Source organism: Rhodonellum sp. (genome assembly GCF_030656585.1).
Taxonomy (GTDB): Bacteria; Bacteroidota; Bacteroidia; order Cytophagales; family Cyclobacteriaceae; genus Rhodonellum; species Rhodonellum psychrophilum.
This window is the reverse complement of sequence record NZ_JAUSPP010000067.1, coordinates 16518-35612: the sequence shown is the minus strand read 5'-3', so window position 1 is coordinate 35612 and position 19095 is coordinate 16518. Positions and strand designations below refer to the sequence as shown.

Annotated in this window: 16 protein-coding genes; 2 read left to right on the top strand and 14 right to left on the bottom strand. The window is 39.6% G+C overall.

The window, feature by feature from the left end:
• Positions 1 to 7: 7 nt before the first annotated feature.
• The 9 genes from Q7J63_RS17260 to Q7J63_RS17220 form a co-directional block, all read right to left on the bottom strand.
• Positions 8 to 3127, bottom strand: a complete 3120-nt coding sequence (locus Q7J63_RS17260) for a PAS domain S-box protein (protein ID WP_304887931.1) — start codon at positions 3125 to 3127, stop codon at positions 8 to 10.
• 313 nt (positions 3128 to 3440) lie between these two features.
• Entirely contained in the window at positions 3441 to 4193 is a 753-nt protein-coding gene (locus tag Q7J63_RS17255; protein WP_161629755.1) for a mechanosensitive ion channel family protein, read from the bottom strand.
• Between the two features lie 372 nt (positions 4194 to 4565).
• Positions 4566 to 4856, bottom strand: coding sequence for a hypothetical protein (locus Q7J63_RS17250; RefSeq protein WP_019599658.1), 291 nt, complete (start codon positions 4854 to 4856; stop codon positions 4566 to 4568).
• A 281-nt stretch (positions 4857 to 5137) separates the two neighbouring features.
• Positions 5138 to 7390, bottom strand: a complete 2253-nt coding sequence (locus tag Q7J63_RS17245; protein WP_304887928.1) for a TonB-dependent receptor domain-containing protein — start codon at positions 7388 to 7390, stop codon at positions 5138 to 5140.
• 302 nt (positions 7391 to 7692) lie between these two features.
• Positions 7693 to 8085 carry a hypothetical protein gene (locus Q7J63_RS17240; protein WP_304887926.1) on the bottom strand — a complete coding sequence of 131 codons (393 nt, stop codon included), beginning with the start codon at positions 8083 to 8085 and terminating at the stop codon, positions 7693 to 7695.
• Between the two features lie 128 nt (positions 8086 to 8213).
• A complete protein-coding gene (locus Q7J63_RS17235; RefSeq protein ID WP_304887924.1) occupies positions 8214 to 8786 on the bottom strand; it encodes a C40 family peptidase in 573 nt (190 codons plus the stop codon).
• A 371-nt stretch (positions 8787 to 9157) separates the two neighbouring features.
• The gene (locus Q7J63_RS17230) at positions 9158 to 10003 is read right to left on the bottom strand and encodes an N-acetylmuramoyl-L-alanine amidase-like domain-containing protein (protein ID WP_304887922.1); all 846 of its coding nucleotides are present in this window, start codon (positions 10001 to 10003) and stop codon (positions 9158 to 9160) included.
• A 156-nt stretch (positions 10004 to 10159) separates the two neighbouring features.
• Positions 10160 to 10567 carry a hypothetical protein gene (locus Q7J63_RS17225; protein WP_304887921.1) on the bottom strand — a complete coding sequence of 136 codons (408 nt, stop codon included), beginning with the start codon at positions 10565 to 10567 and terminating at the stop codon, positions 10160 to 10162.
• A gap of 380 nt (positions 10568 to 10947) precedes the next feature.
• Complete coding sequence (locus Q7J63_RS17220) at positions 10948 to 11856, bottom strand: NAD(P)-dependent oxidoreductase (protein ID WP_304888033.1); 909 nt, start codon at positions 11854 to 11856, stop codon at positions 10948 to 10950.
• Between the two features lie 489 nt (positions 11857 to 12345).
• Here Q7J63_RS17220 and Q7J63_RS17215 point away from each other — a divergent pair, with 489 nt between their 5' ends.
• Positions 12346 to 12735, top strand: a complete 390-nt coding sequence (locus tag Q7J63_RS17215) for an STAS/SEC14 domain-containing protein (RefSeq protein ID WP_304887919.1) — start codon at positions 12346 to 12348, stop codon at positions 12733 to 12735.
• A gap of 821 nt (positions 12736 to 13556) precedes the next feature.
• Positions 13557 to 14027: an NUDIX domain-containing protein gene (locus Q7J63_RS17210; protein ID WP_304887917.1), complete on the top strand. Its 471-nt coding sequence runs from the start codon at positions 13557 to 13559 to the stop codon at positions 14025 to 14027.
• Between the two features lie 51 nt (positions 14028 to 14078).
• Here the strand turns inward: Q7J63_RS17210 and Q7J63_RS17205 are convergent, their stop codons facing one another.
• The 5 genes from Q7J63_RS17205 to Q7J63_RS17185 form a co-directional block, all read right to left on the bottom strand.
• A complete protein-coding gene (locus Q7J63_RS17205; protein WP_304887916.1) occupies positions 14079 to 14618 on the bottom strand; it encodes a hypothetical protein in 540 nt (179 codons plus the stop codon).
• 711 nt (positions 14619 to 15329) lie between these two features.
• The gene (locus Q7J63_RS17200; protein WP_304887914.1) at positions 15330 to 15725 is read right to left on the bottom strand and encodes a hypothetical protein; all 396 of its coding nucleotides are present in this window, start codon (positions 15723 to 15725) and stop codon (positions 15330 to 15332) included.
• A gap of 211 nt (positions 15726 to 15936) precedes the next feature.
• The gene (locus Q7J63_RS17195) at positions 15937 to 16467 is read right to left on the bottom strand and encodes a GNAT family N-acetyltransferase (RefSeq protein ID WP_304887912.1); all 531 of its coding nucleotides are present in this window, start codon (positions 16465 to 16467) and stop codon (positions 15937 to 15939) included.
• A 475-nt stretch (positions 16468 to 16942) separates the two neighbouring features.
• Entirely contained in the window at positions 16943 to 18022 is a 1080-nt protein-coding gene (locus tag Q7J63_RS17190) for a hypothetical protein (protein WP_304887910.1), read from the bottom strand.
• A gap of 637 nt (positions 18023 to 18659) precedes the next feature.
• Complete coding sequence (locus Q7J63_RS17185) at positions 18660 to 19094, bottom strand: response regulator (protein WP_304887909.1); 435 nt, start codon at positions 19092 to 19094, stop codon at positions 18660 to 18662.
• Position 19095: the final 1 nt, after the last annotated feature.

Genomic DNA, 19095 nt, shown 5'->3' with positions numbered 1-19095 from the left:
GTCATGCCTATTCACTTGGTAAATAGATTCTAAAGGTAGTTCCTTCATTAACTTTACTTTCCACCTCAATTTTTCCTCCCATGCTTTCGATCTGGTTTTTGGTAATAAATAAACCGATACCACGGGAATCGTGGTGCTTATGGAAGGTTTTGTACATCCCAAATAGCTTGTCACCATGTTTATTCAAATCAATACCCAAACCATTGTCATCGAAATTCAAGATCACATATTTATTTTCTATTTGGGTATAAATTTTAAGGTGACTGCTGCGTTCTTTTGAGCAATATTTGATGGCATTTGTGATTAAATTGAGTACAATACTGTTTAGATAAGCAGCTATGCCTATTACAGTTATTGATTTTTCCACCAAATTTTCAACTATGGTTTCGGAATCTTTTATTTGGGCAGAAAGGCTTTCCAAATTCTTGTCTATTACGTTCCTTAAGCCAATAAATGATTTTTTTTCACTGTTGTTTAGATTTACCTTGACGACCTCTGTTAAATCTTCCACGGTTTGCTTCAAATTATCCCCACCTCTTACCAATAATTGCATCATTTCATTTTGAAATAGCTCCGGGGACTCATCGTTTAATAAGTCCAAAAGCCCTGAAATACCTGAACTGTGTGACCTCAAGTTGTGTGATACGATAAAAGCAAAGTTTTGCAGTCGATTATTTTGTTCTAGTTTTTCTGCCAACAAGGATTTTATTTTTGATTCGGCTGTTTTCAATTCGGTAATGTCGGCAGCGACTCCCAGGTAGCCAATGATTTTTTCATCTTGCCGGATGGCGGTCACCGAATGCAAAACAGGGAAAATACTACCGTCTTTTCTTTTATAACTCCACTCTTTGGTCGTTGAGATTCCTTGGCGGGCGTTATGTACCAAGGCCTGAAAACCGGTTGCTTTTTCACCTTCATCAGCCCATAGTTCTTGCCCTTCTATTTCCTCTTTTGGGTGTAGAATTTGAAGTGTATGTTTACCCACCAATTCATCAGACTTGTAACCCAACATTCTTTCTGAGCCCGAATTAAAAAGTGTTATTGTTCCATTGATATCTGTAGCAATTATCGATACTTGTGTGCTTGCTTTTAATATCGCATGCAATCGGTTGATGGCTTCATGAAGATTTCTTTCTGTCTCTTTTTCCTTGCTGATGTCTTGGATAAATGACCAAATCAGTTTTTTGCCATACAAGTCCTCTATCAGCATGCCTCTTAACAGCACCGGATAGCGTGTGCCGTTTTTTCTGATATATTCTTTCTCAAAGGGCTCGTATTGGCCGGAATTTTCCATTTGAAGAAGTGCTGTCTGCTCCTTCGCTTCATACTCTTTAGGTGTCACATCCCAATAGCTCAAGCTCAGAAACTCTTCTTTTGTATATCCTGAAGGTTCCAATAGTTTCTGATTTACATTCAGGTATTTTCCTGTCTCGTAATCATTGAGGGATATGCCTATTGGGGAAAGTTCATAGAGCGCATCCAATATGTTCTTTTGGTATTTGGTTTCAAGCTCTTTTTCTTTTCTTAAGGTAATGTCCTGATGCGTTCCGTACATTTTTAGAGGTTTTCCGTCCTCCATCCATTCAAATACTTTTCCCCTGTCAAATACCCATATCCATCTCCCGTCTTTGTGCCGCATACGGGCTTCCATCTCGTAGAATTCAGCTTTTTTATCAAAGCAGAGGTTCAGTTTTCGACTGGATTCTATCAGATCATCAGGATGGGCGAATTTCATCCATGTATCGATGGAGATGGGTTCCAATTCTTCCAAGGAATAGCCTATTATTTCTGCCCATCGTTTGTTAAAAACGGTCTCCCCTGTTTGTACATTCCACTCCCAAGTGCCGACATTGGTGCCTTCGATGACCGCCTTATTCCGCCACCTCGTGTCCACTATTTCTTGGATAGGCCAGCCTTCTGGGATAACATAGATCACGTTCCCCAAGTCATCAAAGAGTGGCTTTAAACTGAATAAAAATGTGATAGGCGTTTGATTTACCGACCAGATTGCCACTTCATACATTACCACTTGTCCGGCAAGGACTTTTTGGAAATTGGTTTTTAGTTCTGCTTTGGTCTGCTCGGATATCTGCCACCAATAGCAGTCCCAAAAATATTTACCGAGCACATCATTGGTTTTTAATCCAGCCATATTTAGAGCCGTTTCATTGACTTCCAGCAGGATGCCATCTGGATTTAAAAAACCAATGAACGAAACACTGGAGTTAAAAATGCCTTGAAACTTCAACTCATTCTTTTTGAATTCCGAAATATCCTGAAAGCTACCGATCAGTTTTTCTCCCGATTTTCGACCAGTACTTCTTACCCATTTGAGATTGCCTTTGGCAGTAATTAGGCGGCACGTTACATCGAATCTTTGGTTATTTTCGATAGCATTGGTAATGGCATCGAATATCAATGCCTTATCATTGGGATGGTAAAATTCAATGGCATTGACCTTGTTGTGGTCAAAGTCCATCGACACATCATGAATGGCATAGACTTCCTCAGTCCAATAAGTTTTCTCGGTGGTGATATCGAGCTCCCATGCTCCGATTTTATTTGTTTTCTGGGTTTCTTCCAGTAATATCAGATTCTGTTCTGATTTCTTGTTTACTGATTCATATTCGATTCTCTTCTTTCTGAATTCCAAAAGATTGAGCGCTTGTCGAGAGAGGTTTTGGAGAAGTTTAAGTTGTTCTTCGGTTAATGTTTTAGGTTCGTGATCGACCAAACAAAAAGACCCCAAGGCAATACCGTTTTTATTGACCATGGGCACACTTGCATAGAAAATCACCTGAGAATCTCTTGCGACTCCATGATTGTCTTGGAAGCGTTCGTCCTTTCTGGCATCTTCCACCACGAAAACTTCATTGGGTTTTTTGAGGGCCTGCACGGAAAAAGAAAAGGCATTTGAGGTTTCCTGGATTGACCACCCGTGATGTGATAGAATCCAAGGCTTGTCTGAAGTCACCATGCTTATCAAAGAAATCTTGGTGCCGCAGATTTGTACTGCCATAGCTGTCAAAAAATCAAAATCTTGTTGGTCAGCAGCATCCAAATTATGGTAGGTGTCCACATTCGTTATCCTTTTGGATTCGTTAAACGCAGCATCTGGTTTTTTCATCGGGTTCATTAAACTTGATAATGGAGGTGGACATTTTGCGGATAACCACAGTTGGTGATACTGAAGTTCTGCAGAAGGGGGATCGTCTCGGCCTATTTTGTTTGGCAATTTATCTAAATTTGTGTTTTTATTATGTATTACTTAGAGAATACTTGGGGCAACCAGAAAAATACTTGAAGAAAAGTAGGCATGACGGGTATTGCCAAACGTATATGGGGGAACTAAGGAGTCTTTTGCAGATGTGAGCCGGTATTCCAAATATCGGTGATGTTGTGGATTTTGTGCGCGTGAAACTTGCCGATATCCTTGGACTTTATTGCTCAGGCCCGTCTACATGATTGGCTTTTGTATGTTCTTTTTGACTTGAAATAAAATTAAAAACCTCACGGATGGTTTTTTTTCTGATTTTTCGCTGCAAGTCCATGTCCACCAGGTTCAAGGTGTATTGGAATTTGAGCTCCAAATAATCCTTTTTCATTTCTATGACTTTCAAATTATAAGATTTTGGCTCAATATATTCGTTGAAACTTCTCAGGGACAGGATGATCTCTTTTTCAAGTTGTTCAATGCTATTTAAGTATACAAGCGATATTTGAAAGTCAACATTCATCAACCTGACATCTCTTTTGGTATAATTGATGATTTCCTGTAAATGCACCTTGGAATTTGGAATGCTCACACTGTCATCGTCATCATTGAGGATTTTGACCTTCAACATGCTGATCTCTACAATTTTCCCTTTTTGGTTGTCTATTTTGACATAATCATTTATTTCAAAGGTATTCGAGAAACTCAAATAAATTCCGCTCAAAAAGTCAATGATAAACTCCTTGGTTAGGATTGCAATAGCCGCCGCGACGATGGTCAAGGAAGTGATGATTTCATAGGGATTCACCCCAAATACACTTAAAAATGTCACCAATATCCCTATCCCTATGGTGAAATTGGCAATGTTTTCTATCCCAAAATGAACATTGTTTTTTTTGTCCTTTTCAATATGGTTTTTTTTTGAATACAGATATTTTGCCGTATTGGAGAAAAGATTGACAGTGATATAAAAAATCATAAATGCCAAAATGGATTGCAATTGATAGTATTCGTAAATAACCTTTGAGCTTGTATGGTTAAAAAATTTCAGATAAATGATAATCAACAATAAGGTTCCGTTTATTAAAAATATCCAGTTTTTTTTCATGGCTCGTGTTTTCTCATTTCCCTCTTATTTTTCTAACCATTACAGGAAGAAGCCTTTCAAAATCGGCTTATTTCATGCGCAATGTTTTGGTCAGTCGGGACCTTCTCCCGCAAAGATAGACGATGCGCTTTGTTCTCCATAATTTTTATTTTGGGCTCTTTCAAAAGGTTTTTCTCAGTTCGATTGCGTCTCACTTATGGGTTTTCCATCAGCAGCAGAGAGATTTTCTGAATCTTTTCGTATTTAGGTCACCCTATTTCCAAAAGCATTGTTGTGTACGCCCTTTTTTTCCATTTTAGTTAGTCCTTTTTTGGTTTTGCCTTGTGAATTCAGTCCAGTCCTTTCGGCTGCAATGGATGGAGCAATCTTGCGATTCATGAGTTGCAAAATCGACAAGAAATAGGTCATCTCCATTTTATTTTCCTGAAAGCCCTCAGCGGAATTGTGCCACTTAAACCCGTTTTGTGCATTCTCAACCCATTCCAGCTTGAAATTGCTTAAGAATCGGTCTTTGGTACCTGTGTTTGACTTCATCTTATCGCTGCTGCGTCTTATTCTCTTAAGAGTCTGGTTTTCATGCAGTTTTGACCCATTTAGAAAACGGAATGCATATTTTGGGTTCACCCTTTCAATTCCTGGGGTATTAATTCAAATCTAAGGTTTTCCTAATCAGATCGCTGAGCCTCCAATTCGATCAGTTTTTCTTAGGGATTACAGGCCAACAAGAATATTTGTATTCCAAACGAGGGAGATGAAAATGCGATTTTTGAAATAAATAGGCCGGAGTATTTTGACTGCCCCGGCCCAAATGGTTATTAGAAAAGAAAACTTACGTTGACCAAGAAATTACGTCCGGGAGCAAAAATGGGGCTGTTGGTTCCACGCACGGAACGGTTCAGGTGCTCGTAATAATTTTCGTTAAAGAGATTGTTGATCCCTACTTTTCCAATGAATTGGTCGGTAAAGGAATAGCCTATTTTTACATCCAAAAGGGAAAAGGATGGGGTTTTCGTCTCTCCAAACTCCTGAGAGATCCTGCCCTGTCTGGTCACATAGCGAAGTGAGGCTTCTGGCTTTAGCTTGTTTTGAAGATAGCTTCCAGACAAGACATAGCGCAAGTCCAATGGCGCAATCTCAGGCAACGGCTCGTTGCGGTCCAAATCCTGCGCATAAGTATAAGCCAATGCTAGGGTCTGCTGCAAACCAATCGGCAATTGCTGCGTCCAGCGCACTTCAAAGCCGGTTTTATAAGCGTCCTTAATATTGATAAACCTTCGGACTCCTGGACTGGCTGGAAGTCGCGGGCTAAGTGTGCTGTCAATCACCGAAGAAATATAGTCTTGTAGATAGGCCGCAAACAGGTCAACATTGATCGCACTTTTCCCTTTGCTCCAGACAAAGGTCAGGTCCACCTGATTGTTTACCTCGGGATTCAACTGTGGATTTCCAATCATTTCGTAGGGGTCTTGACCCACCGGGAAATAGTTGATGAACCGCTCGGTCAGGCTGCCACTCCTCTGGGCCCTGCCGAGCCAAAGGCCTGTTTGGATGGATTCACCAATGGGCTTGAGGATGCCAAGACTGAAATTGGGGTTGATTTGGATTTCTTGGGTTTTAGCATAAACATTGGTGAATTCGACAGATGGATCATTGATATTGGATTGATTCATCTCAAGGCGCGCACTGAATACGTAACTGAAATTGTCCGACATCAATTGATATTCACCAAATATGCCAGTTTTGCTGATTCGACCTTGTTGCCAGGCATTGTCCTCAAATGTTTTTCCAGCCATCGGGCCCGTTAAGAATTCCCGTATTCGGATACCTTCGGCGCCTTCCACTCTCAGGTCAGCTCCTGCGTACAAATCCCCGTTGGCAAACTTCCAGATTCCTTCGGTTCTGCCACCATAATTATAGGTTTCAGCTCTTGTACTGGTGTTGATTGTCCGTGGGTTTATGGGCTTCAATTGGTTGTCCATAAGATGGTCTACAAAGGAACCGAACACCGTGGTATTCCAGGATTTTAGCTTGGCTTTATCGAATTGGATGTCATGACGGGCATTGAACATCCAGGTGTCATCGATACGAAGATCCATGGGCAATGCCGGAAAATCCGCATCCCTGGCTTGGTTGTTAATGGCCGAAAGGCGAAGTTGCTGATTGCTGCTGAGCTTGATGCCAAGGTTGGCGCCAAAGCTTCCTCTTTTAAAATCCGCCTGTACCGTTTCGCCGTTTCCAGCCTTGTAATCATCACCCTGTGACCAGGAACCAAACAGGCTAAGGTCAAATTGATCCCCGCTAAAGCCTATTTGGGCTTCTCCGCGAGGAATATTTCCATTGCTTTCATAGCCCAAAGATACTCTTCCATACATCTCTGGAGTAGCGGTAAATCGAAGTTTGGCCGGTATAAAATTGATCGTTGCGCCGAAGCCAGTTCCATAACGCAAGGAATAGGGACCTTTCAAAATCTCTATTCTATCCATCATGTTCGGGGCCATTTGACTGGTGGGAGGATCCATTCTGTTGGGACAAGCTGTGGTGGCACTTTGGGCGCCATTCAAAACCACGTTGAGCTGATCGTATTTGAACCCTCGGAATACCGGGTCAAATCCATAATTGCCACTCTTTCGAATGCTATTGAAGGCCGGGATCTGGTTGAGAATCGTAGCTGCATCATGAGCCATGCGCTCTTCGTATTCAAGCGAAACCAACTCTTCCGAGTGCAGCCGCGTCTTCATCGCGATAATCGTGACGGGGTGTAAATTTACCGTCCGGCTTTTTCGGTAATAAACCTGGTTTTCAACTGCTTTTTGTACCTGTGCATCATCCAAGGTCCATACACCATAGATGATATGCGAAAGCCGCATGGATTGACCTGATTTGAAAACAAAGGCAATGGTTCCGTTCTCGTCCGAAACACCCTTTTGCTGCTCATATTCAAAGGTGGCACCGATAATGGGCATGGCATTGTCTGCATCGAGAAGCCGAATGTTTTGTTCGGCCCTTTGCCCATGAATTTCACTTGTCAGCAACAGAAGTGCAACAAGCAATATATTTTTTATATTCATTTTTTGCTGTTTGAAATTTTAAAAATAATCAGGTGCTGCCTATCAAGCGATGCAGATATGCATGGCTGGTCTTACCGGAAAAGCTTGTTTGCCGGAGTTGGAAGCACGAAAGCCGTGACTTTCTTAATTAAATCAAACCCGTGATGTGCATTCCCAATTCTATTCCAGCCGGAAATTGATTTGTGATCAGTCTTTGTTTGCTGTTATTGACTTCACCATATCGGCGACAAGCCTAATTATCCAAATAGGCTGATTTTCTTGCAGTTTCGACAACATCAGAAAATGGAAATGCATGTTTCGGGTTAAACAACAAGGAATTGCGGAGGCTTAAAGATTCCCCCAGAATGCAAAAAGTTATAAGTGGGGTTTTGAAGGAATGGATTTTGTGGTTTTTCCATTTTTAGAAGCCAGAAGGTCAGCTTCGGTTGGATACTTGTAAAAAGGGTAAACCTTACCTCTTCGGTCTTGGGATTGGGTTGGAAATCGTTGGTTTCCCCATCATTCTGTTCCACTTTTTGGAGCTGTTTGCCCAAATAACATTTGCCATTACATTCCGACAAGGGTTCGTCCTTGTTGATACAGAGTACTTCTGCAATAAAATCCTGGTTGGCTTTAAAATGGACAAAAATACCTACCCTAAAGAATGACGGGAGTAGGAGGGTGAGCAGCATCAATATGGAAAATGCCTTTTTCAATCGGTTTTTTCTTCTCTGCGCAAAAGTAACAAACCCTGATTTTAAAATTCAACATTGTTGCATTAATTTTCGTTCGTGCTGGTTTTTTTATCCGGCATGTGCTACTGTTTTCTTGCAGCAATTGGGTTTTAAAACAAGATGCGTCTGAGTCCCAAAAACCTATTTCGATAATGGGGTTCGTCCAGCCTGTTGATCGTCACACCTCGTCCATCACCTCCTGATGAACTGTGGATGAATTTTATTTCTTCTCCTTTTTCTGAAATCACTATTCCTGAATGGCCAACGTCTTCAGCATCTTCATAGCCCACAAAAAATATCAGATCACCTTTTTGCATTTCGGCCTCATCAACAGGTTCTCCAAGTAAATATTGGTTGGCTGATCCGGCAGGAATAGCAATCCCAAACTTATTAAAGACAAAATACAGAAATCCCGAGCAATCAAATCCTTCCAAGGATTTGCCGGCGTATTGGTAAGGAATCCCTTGTAATGACATCGCGAATGTGACCAGGGAATCTGCTTTTGTTTGGGGGGCGGATATCTCCATACTTTTTTCTTGTATGGGTTCAGGTTCGATTGGGTCTAAATTGGCATTGGAAGAATGGTAAGAAATGATTAAAGCCAACGTCCCTACCGCTACCATCATCAAAAATTTTGAAGTCTTGCTGAATCTTCCAGAAAATGATTTTTTTAACTTTGACATACTTCCATCGAGATGTTGGATTTAATTCACCCTGTAAAGCTAATAAAAAAGTTCTTTTTTGAAGCTGGAAGGGAAGATTGACTGTTTCATCCAAATACACAGGCGGAAAACCTTTTGCGGGCAGCTTGGCAGGATAAGACGCTTCAAAAGGAAGTCTCGATCAGCGATAGCGTGGGGTTATTGGACGCAATAGTCAAGCAGTTACGTTGGAGAATGTTGTTGTTTTAAATGGCAATACTGCTGGTATTATTCTCTGTGTCATTCTGAATATTCCTAAGGGCAGATGCTGCTTTTCTGGCGAAAAGTGAATGGATTACAAAGTTTAAGTTGTAGAAATGGGGATTAACAAATTGGGCCTGGCGGCAGGAAGTTTACATCACCAATCGGCAAACCATAATCCCTGTTTGGGAAGTATTGGCCTTGAGATAATCGTGTAGCGTTTTTTGGGAAATTTCAACCTCCATAGAATTTGAACTCGCATGCATCAAATGAATTCTTCCATCGCGCTCCACAGCAAAACCTACATGGACAATATCCAGATTTTTTATCGAAGTGGTGATCGCAATCAGATCGCCTGGCATGATGTTTTCCTCATATTTTTCGATCTCTGCCTTTGGTAAAAAATAATAGGTCCTGGACTTGATCGTTTCCTCAGAGCGTTTGATCTGATCCAAAAACTCAGGATTGCTCAACTGGGGATAAAACTTGGGGTTTTCGGACATAAAAGACGGTTGGTTGACATAAACTGTTCCTCCAATTTCTTGAGTAACATCTTTTATGATCCCTTTTTGCTGGTTTTGATAAATCCAGTCCGAAAAATAATGCAGCCTTGATGAATAATCCTTTCTGATTCCCTCCTGATACCTAAGCCACTCGAGTTCTTTCTCATAGGTTTGATAGGTTAGCATTCCTCTTTTGGCAAGTCTGGCCAAGGTGACAACTGTTTCTAGGTACGTGGTACAATCCAAACCTGTCAGATTAATCACGAGTTTTTCTCCACCGGGAAGGTCCAAGGTCTTCTCTACATAAGGTGTTTTCAGAAAGGTGCTGCCAATTTCTACCGTCAATTCCTGAATGGATTGATCAGAAAGGTCTTTTTGAGAAAGTTCAGCCATGACCGATTCAAGCCGCTCACGGTCTTCCAATGAGCAAACCGTTTGTCCCTGAACCCAAACAGGAAGAATAATGAGGTATAAAACAATCAGACGCAGTTTCATCAGGTAGTAAGATTAAGTTGAAATAGGCACCAAAAGTTAATTCTTAATCCCCAAATTGGGTAAGGAATTTATTTTTGTTTGAAAACACATGACAAGGCTTTTTGGATTTAAAGGAAATCTGCAAATCCAGATGCGCTTTGAGCGGTTATTGCAGTTTTAAACCCTGTTTTCCTTCAATATTTTAATAAAGACCAATAGGAAGAATACAAAAAATATCCAATCATTAATTCCATAAATGGAGTAGAAGAGCCCTGCCATGGTATCTTTTTCATACACATCCGAAAGATTGTTATTCAGTATCCATTGAATCCAAATATAGCCATATATGAATTTTTCAACTGCAAAGACGCCAACAAGCCATTTCACTTTGTGATAATTTTTTGCAATGGACATATAGGCCAAGCCCCAGATGACAATCATCAATAGGCCAAAATTTGACATCACAACGGGGTCAAATTCAGGGATAGTTGAATTGGTAAATCCTCTTGAAAAAACCAAAACTGTCAAATTCATCAAGCCTGAAATGATAAATCCTTGTGTAATTGTTTTATTTTTAATTGTCATCGGATAGTTTTATGAGTTGCTTCGGTCGATTGATTCAAAATTCTCCTGAGGTATAAACCTTAGAAAGTGTTTTATTGTCGGAATAACCATTTATATGAATGTTGTACAGCACGTTTTGCACATTTAACGCTTGCGATTTCCCAAGTGATTCCCAGCATGCTGGAGAGAACTGATGGTGTTTGCCTTCCCAACAAACTTACTCAAATGGACGGAGTTTTTAATTTATAATTTTCCTTCCACTGGTGACGGGCATTGATTGTGCTTAGAATAATGAATGTTGGTCAAGCCCGAAATATGCATTTGATTTTCCAATCTGATTTTCTCGCCGTTTCAACTCCAATAGGAAATCTCAAGTCTGTTTTGGATTTAAGGACGGGACATTACAATTCCGTCCTTTCCACATATTTACTCCAGTGATGCTGTTCTTTGAACCCCAGCATTTCCCTGATTTTTAGATTGGAAAACAAGGCTTCATGTTCTTCCAATTCACGGGAAATCGGAACACCAGGGAAAAACCGCTCAGCCAATTCCTTGCTGGGGATGATCGCACCATTGTGGTCGTTTCCAGCATTGAAAATCTGAAACCCAAGGTCATTTTTTTGCAAACATAAATCTACAATCTGTCCCAGGTCACGCGCATCAATGTAGCAGAAGGCATTTCTGCGGCGGACTTCAGGGTTTTCGAAATATTTCGGAAACAGCTCAGCATATTCGTGCGGCTCAATCACATTTCCGATACGCAGGGCATAAATATCAACCCCTGACCGTCGCTGAAAGCTCCGTGCAGTTTTTTCATTCACCACCTTCGATAATCCATAACTGTCCATGGGGTCTACATCATAGTCTTCCTCCAAAGGCAAGACATTCGGGTTGGTTTGGCCGTCTGAAAAACAGACACCGTATGTGGTCTCTGAGGAAGCAATGATTATTTTCTTGATGCCAAGCTTCACCGCTGCTTCGATCACATTGTACGTGCCGATCGTATTGACGCGAAAAGTCTCATTGTCAGGGTTGATCAGGATCCTGGGCACCGCGGCAAAATGAACGACTGCATCAAACTTTGGAATGCCATTGCCTGATTCCAACTCATCCAATCCGGCATAGGAACTCATGGCATTGAACATCTGTCCGGAATCCGTAATGTCCGCAACCAGATTATCCACACCCGGACAATCCAAGGGTACCAGGTCAACATTCATCACACGATGTCCCTGATTGAGAAGGTAAGGGATCACGTGCTTTCCAGCCTTTCCCGATCCACCGGTAAAGAATATTCGCATTTTGGTCATGGTTTTTGATTTGATAATGATTTTGATTTTTTCCTCGTAGCGCATGTGTACGCTATAGGCGCAAGGTCAGCTTCCAATAATTGATTATAAATGTAGGGAAATTGATGTACTTTTTTGTGAAGGACAATGGCTTATTGCTTTGATTCACCTTTAACACCTGAATAAATGATCCGTTACATGGCCTCCCAGTCGATATTGGCAGTGTGCCAGCGAATGAAATTGGCTTTTCTTGATTTATGATGAAGCCAATTTAACCCGATATAGGCATTAGGTTTCACAATAAGGATTGAAACGGCAGGAAAATCACACCATATGGAGAATTTGCTGCCACACCACAGGGTGAGCCAAAAATAGGGAGCAGCTGACTGATTATGAAGTTGGTCTGAATGAAATAGACATTGCATACCAGGGGTTTAAAATTGAATCCAGAATAATCTTTGGAATGGTGCGCCTTTCAAACTCTTTTTCCTCAAATGGGTTGATACAGGCATGGAACCTTACGCAATCATCGATGAATCCAGTTTTCCCATTGTTCGGATTCGTTTTACCGGGAACAAAAGCAACGATCAGAACTTTCAATCTTACCTTGATCAAACAAAAGCCTGTTATCGGTTTGGCAAACGTCTCGCTTTAATTTTTGATGCCTCGAATGCAGGCATTCCATCCATGTCCCATCAAAAAATGCAAGCCAATTGGTTGAAAGAAAATAAGGAGCTGATGCAGGACTACTGTGTTGGAACAGCTTATGTTATCCCCAATGTAGCGATTCGCGCTATTTTGAAGATGATTTTTTCATTCCAGAAGCAACCCGTGCCCTATCAGGTTTTCGAAAATGAAGAAGAGGCTGAGGCTTGGGTAAAAAGCCTTGAGCTAGATTAAGGGATTGCGAGGCAAAGTGTTTCCCAACCCATTGAATTACTGGTGGATTTACTCCTTTTAAAATCTCCCAGCAATCCCTTTTTACACATGCATTCCATTCTTTATTTTGGAAGAATTTTCGCGGAGAAACTATTTTGGACCCGTTTTATGCATTGCCAATTCCATTTCAACTTGGAATGGCTCGATTATCAGTCTTTGTTTCCTGTATTCGACTTCATATTTCCATTTCCAATGGATCGCAGAGAGGATTGCATGAATAAGAAACCCTATGAATTGTGGTGTAAATGAGAATGGTTTGTACTGCGGTAATTTAAGCCAACGTGGTATATTGATATATAAGTGATTCTATAAGATTGAAAGGAATGGAGAAATTGGAAATGGTCAAAAGTAACAATAGGATAGCTATCCATACAAACGACATCATTATTGGTCTTTTAAATATTGAATAAAGTAGCTTAACAGCATCTATAAAAGTAAAGTTGATTTTTTAGTTGAATTCATTTTTAATGGAATATTGATTATGTATAGCGCTTTCCCCTCTCAAAACCCCGATTTTTGGAATTTCATCATCATGGAATACCGGGTTTTCCCACTATTATTTTAATGATGGTTTTGAGGCTGGATTTTAAGTCAAAGAATTTCAGGATTTTTCTCCTATCAAACAGAATTTCAAATTTTAAGCAAAGTTTAGCGCTGTATTATTTAATCTTTTATGTTTAAGGAAGTATTTGAAGGCGTCAAATTTTTTTCCGGAAATATTATCCTTATTTTTGCGATCCAGCGAATTAATTGACTATTTATTTAGTATTTTATTTTTATCCATGTTAGAAACACTCCAAACAAAATTAAAAGAGAAACCGAGCAGAAAAGAACGTGAGGTTGTGATTGTGTATCCTTTTAACACCGAAACCAAAGAAATTTTTTTAATTCAAGAATACATTCACAGCTATGATAGAAAATTCTGGAAATTTGTGAGTGGAGGGGTTGACAAAGTGGACAAAGATATACTGACACACGCCATAGAGGAACTCGCAGAAGAAGTAGCAATGCAGTCTGCCGTAGTTTGCCATTTGTACTCATCAGAACGTGTTTTTGGCAATAGACCTATGCATTACTTTATTGCAGAGAATCCGATTGTTATGGAAAATCCACCGGAAAATCCCGATGAGGATTATATCACGGATGCCAAATGGGTAGACCAAACCGAATTTCAACAAATGCTCGACAGCAAGGAATTGTTATGGGATCAAGGGACCATGTGTGCATTACAAGCATTTAGAAAATATCAGTAAGAGACCTTCTTTGATAAACCGACAGTGATTTTGTGTGGGGCGAGTCAGGTTTCAATTTCTTATTTCAATAATTTTGACAATTTCTTCTCTATTGACTTTCAATAAAAGGTCTTTCATCCTTCTATCGATTAAGCAATTCCAAAGATATGAACTGCTAATCAATAATAATTTAGCGACCATTTGCCTTCTTCTTACTTCTGCTACTATTTCGACTTGTAAATATTGATGAAGCCCAGCCAAATCTTTTTTAATGAGTCTGTAAAACGCTTCATTTACTTCGGTTTTGTAGACAGTATTCTTGTTAAATTCTAATTTCAATAAACCTTTAATAAAGCCATTTTTTAGCGCGAGGAGTATTGCTGTATCGTCTTTTAAGAAATCCTTTTCCCGTATAGATTTCAATAATGTTCCATTTACACTCATGTGTAATTTAGGATCCTTTTCCTTTGAAGCAATGAGCGCATCAGAATACCTTTTATACCCTGATAATTCGATTGGTTTCATCAACACATAATAAACAATGTCATATACAAAAATCAACTTCAAAAAAAGTGTGATAAAGCCATCAATATCTCTTAAAACGTTTTTCATTACATAAACTTAAATTTGCATATCGGCTGTGGATGCTTTGAACCCGTTTTATGTATTACGGACTCCGCTCAATATTGTAATTGACTGACAATCAATTGTATATTGACTATTTTTGATTTCACTTTATTGGTGTTAGGAAATATTCTCTCAATAGGCTGATTTTCTTTCCCTTTCAATCCCATTTGGAAACCTATTGCCTATTTCGGCTTGAATGGTAAATATAGTTCATTTAACCCGTTCGATAAATCGCTGATTTTATTCTATGCTGAATTCGCCTAATATTCAGTGGATTGTTTGTGATTTTTGATTTCATATTATCATGGCTCCGTCTTGTTCTTCAAACAGTCTGATTTTTTTGAAGTTTCAATCCCCATGTTTTCTTTCGGCGTTTGCTCTTGCGCCATGGTTCTGATAGTGGTAAGTAGCACCATAGTGATTGGGCACCCTTTATTGTAAAATTCACCTGCGCAAATTTATTGAAAGGTCAATCGGTAGTGAATAAGGTGGCATCTTGTGGCGAATGAAGATGTTTTTTGCATTAAAACTTCTGACCAACGAAAAATTTATACCCTCAAAATCAGCCAATTTTAGGTGCTGAATATTTCTAACCATTTTATTTATTTTTCAAATGTGCTGGATTAAGCCAATTTTTATTGTCTAGGAGAATTGGGATGAGAATCGTTTTTGAAAGGTAAATGATGACTTTGTCGATCATGGCCGATCGTTCCATTCCACATCAAGCTTATCCAATACCTGATTTAATTCAGCAAGAGATTTGCCTTCAATTAGATTAACCTTAATCTTCATCACTTGCTGTTCAGTTTTGAGGATATACTTTTCTTTGGCGTGTTGGATGGAATTGATCTCTTCCAATTTTATTTTCTTTCCCCAAGGCCAGTTCTGCTTGATCATTCCCTCTTCTATGGTCAAATATTGGTTTTTAACCTGATTCGTATAAAAAACAAAGTAAAGTCCGGAAAGAACAATCCAGGTGATGCCAAGCAGCAATCTTTCAAACAACCAAAAATTTAAGATTCCAATTGCCAACCAAAATATTGCAAAGAACAAACTCATGGCTACTTCATTTTTTTTGTAGTGTATTGTCATGAACAGTGTTTATTTTATGGATTGATAATCATTTATGCTAAGCTCTTTTGATAGGTCTACTCTTTTGGGAAGATTTCTTATCATTTCAATTCTGAATCTTCGTTTGCGTCGGAATACGATTGAAACCCTGCTTTTCCATCATTTTCTTCAGTTAAATCTAGCTGATTGAGTTGGATTTCTTCCAGCCCAATCTTAATGACGATGGGTCAGGTCATTCGCTATTTCTAAGTTTCAGTTTCATCATTAAGTCGGTCTGTTCGGCATTGCCCAATTTGAAAACGTGTTTGTCAAACTCAAAGAATCCGTTTTTCTTGTAAAATTTTATTGCTCTCGGATTCTCTTCCCAAACGCCCAACCAAACATAGTCAGCATTTTTATGTTGGGCAATTTGAATCGCCTTGTCGTATAGTAATTGTCCAACGCTTTTTCCCTGAAAATTCTTTAAAACATAGATGCGTTCAATTTCAAGGGCTTTGTCGTCTTTCAGTTCGGTTTGCGATTGTCCAAAGTTGATTTTCAAGTAACCGATTACTTCGTTGTCAAGTGTTGCGAAATAAATTTCCGCGTTGTTGTCGCTGAGTTCAGTCGTCAGTTTGGCTACTGAAAAACCTTCTTCAAGATACGCTTTCATATTCTCTTCGGTGTTGCCGAAGGCGAAAGTTTCAAAAAAGGTCTGTTTGCCAATTTGCTGTAATTGGTCAAGGTCGGCAATGGTTACTTTTTTGATATTTAAATTTTCCATAGATAAAAAACAAACTTCCAAAGAAATTTTGACAGGTAATATACAATGAGTTTTGGAATGGGGGTTAAAGATGAAATCAACCGACTGGTCATTAATGGACTATCGTTTGAAATGGGATTGGCATTGCATGTCAAGGGTTTTAACCCGTTTTATGCATTACGAACGCTTTTTAATATTTTAATTTACTGATAATCAATTGGATGCTGGCTATTTTTGACTTCACCCTATTGGTGTCAGGAATTATTCTTCCAATAGACTGATTTTCTTTCAGTTTCAATCCCATTTGGAAACCTATCGCATATTTCGGGTTTTAATAAAAGCCCAATTTTGATGCCTTTAGCAGGTCCATTTTTCTTCGGATGTTCGCCAGAATCCAGAAAATAAAAGCCCTGATAGACTTTTACATCTATCAGGGCTTGCCGATCATTGCCGGGGTAGGGGATTTCGGTTATTGCCAAAGGATAAGGCCGGTTGTTTAGTATCTCGTTTTAAGCACGATTTCCCCGAGGTCTTTAATTTCGTCCTGAAGCGTAAATATTACCCTTCCTTTTTTAGAAATTACTTCCCATGCGATCATGCTGGTGATGTCATCAATTGCATGAGGTGCGGTGATATCATCCACCAAATCAAAAGTCCGCTCGTTTTTCATGATGACTGCTTGTGCGAAGTCTTGATGAACGATTAATAATTCTCCACGTCCGTCTATTGATGCTTCATATATCTCTTGCAAATCGGTCAGTACTTTTCCCTGCGATACAGCTTCCTGCATTTCACCAATGGCATCAGTTCTGAGTTGTTTTTGTTGTGCTTTCACAAGCTCCCAAGATTGTTTTGCAATATGGTGTGTTGCAACATTGTTGTAATCAATCGTTGCATATCCTATATAAGCACTCGGCTTGTCAGCCACTTGTTGCAAGCGACTGTAATTATCTTCCGTTGCTACCACGACGCATTTCAATTCAGTTTCATTGTGCACTTTTACCAGAGCTTTATCCACCTTATTCAAAAATTCTCGAACCAAATCATCCAGATGTTTGGAGTCGCTTCCTCTATCGGAATGTGTGTTGTAATGGCTGTTTTCCGATAAAGGAAAATCATCATTTCTCACTTCTTTGATGATGTCGTCATTGATGACTTCAAAAAGCTGAACACCACTTTGAGAAAGGAGCATCAGTAAATAATTTTCACTGCGATTGTAATCTTTAATCAGTGAACGAATGGCAAAACTATCGGAAATATGAACACCACCATTACTGGTTTCCCATGAAGATTTCACAATTTCCTGCGTGTCATTGGAGAGAAAAATGTGCAAACTATCCAAATTGTAGTTGGTGTCAATTTCATTGCCCACGGCTTCAATTTTTTCCAGCAGTTGTGCTGCGGGTCTTTTGCCAAAATCATTTATCACCCTTTCTTCGGCCTCTTTCAACAGGTTTTTAAGTAATATTCCATCTTTTGCATTGTCAGGATGGGTACGGTGGGTTTTCAACGAGATGGTCACACATGGGGAATTTTTCTCTGTGGCCAATTTTTGTAATTGTTCTTTTAATGTCATAATGATTTTTTCTTTTTAGTTTTCTAAAATTCCCGATTCTTCCGATTGCGCTCTTTGAAAAGTGGGGTGAATTGGCTTTTTAACCAATACTACATACTGATAAAACGTGTTCCACGAGCAATTAGTTGTGGGTTTTGTTTATGAAGCTCCATTGGAAAGCCCAATCTAGGGGATTGGTATTTCACGCAAAATACAAGTTCGATATCCTCGATTTTACAAAAATTGCTGGTTTTCAGTTTGTTGTTTTTCTTCCAACATCAAAAGGAGCCATGGATTGAGGTATGATTTTTCCTTTTCTCCGCTATTTGATTTTAAGCATCAGTTTTCTTCCAATGCGATACAGAGGAAGAAGAAAAGTGGTACGGGCAGTCGCTGCGAATGCATTGTTTGGACGGCTATCCCCTTGTCAGGCCTGGGATGAAAAGGGCAAGAATCGATGCTTACCCAATTCCCTCAAAATGCATCCTCCAATCCAGTGAACCGGTTTCGGTTTTTTTTGGGAAGACCCGTATGCCGGAGATATACATCTGGGGGCCGGCGTGGGCGTGAGGGGTATGGATCAAGGACCCCTACGATGAGCAAGCGTTTACATATGAATGGGCCCCCATTCTTCAAAAATAGGGTTGTAATGATGTTATTAGGTTTCTTTGCCTGGCAGTCTTACTGTATTGTTCCAATAGTTTTTTAAAGTCTCAGCTAAGCTATCTAATCCATAAATGTCATCAGGCTTCACAATATAAGAACTGGATTGCTCCTTATATGCCTTCATAATATCTTCCTTTCTAGAGGATGTTGTGAGCATTAAAATGGGGATGTGTTTTAACTCAGACATTGATTTTATTTTTTGGAGAGCTTCATGACCATCCATTATTGGCATGTTGATATCCATCAAAATCAAGTCCGGCATTTTGACTTTTTCAAAGGGGGTTTCTTTCTTTAAAAAATTGATGGCTTCTGCACCATTCACAACATGATATAGCTCTTTTAAAAATGCTTGTTCTTCCATTGCTTCTCTGATTAGAAAGGCATCTTCTTTGTTGTCTTCTACTAAAAGTATAATTAGTTTTTTCATA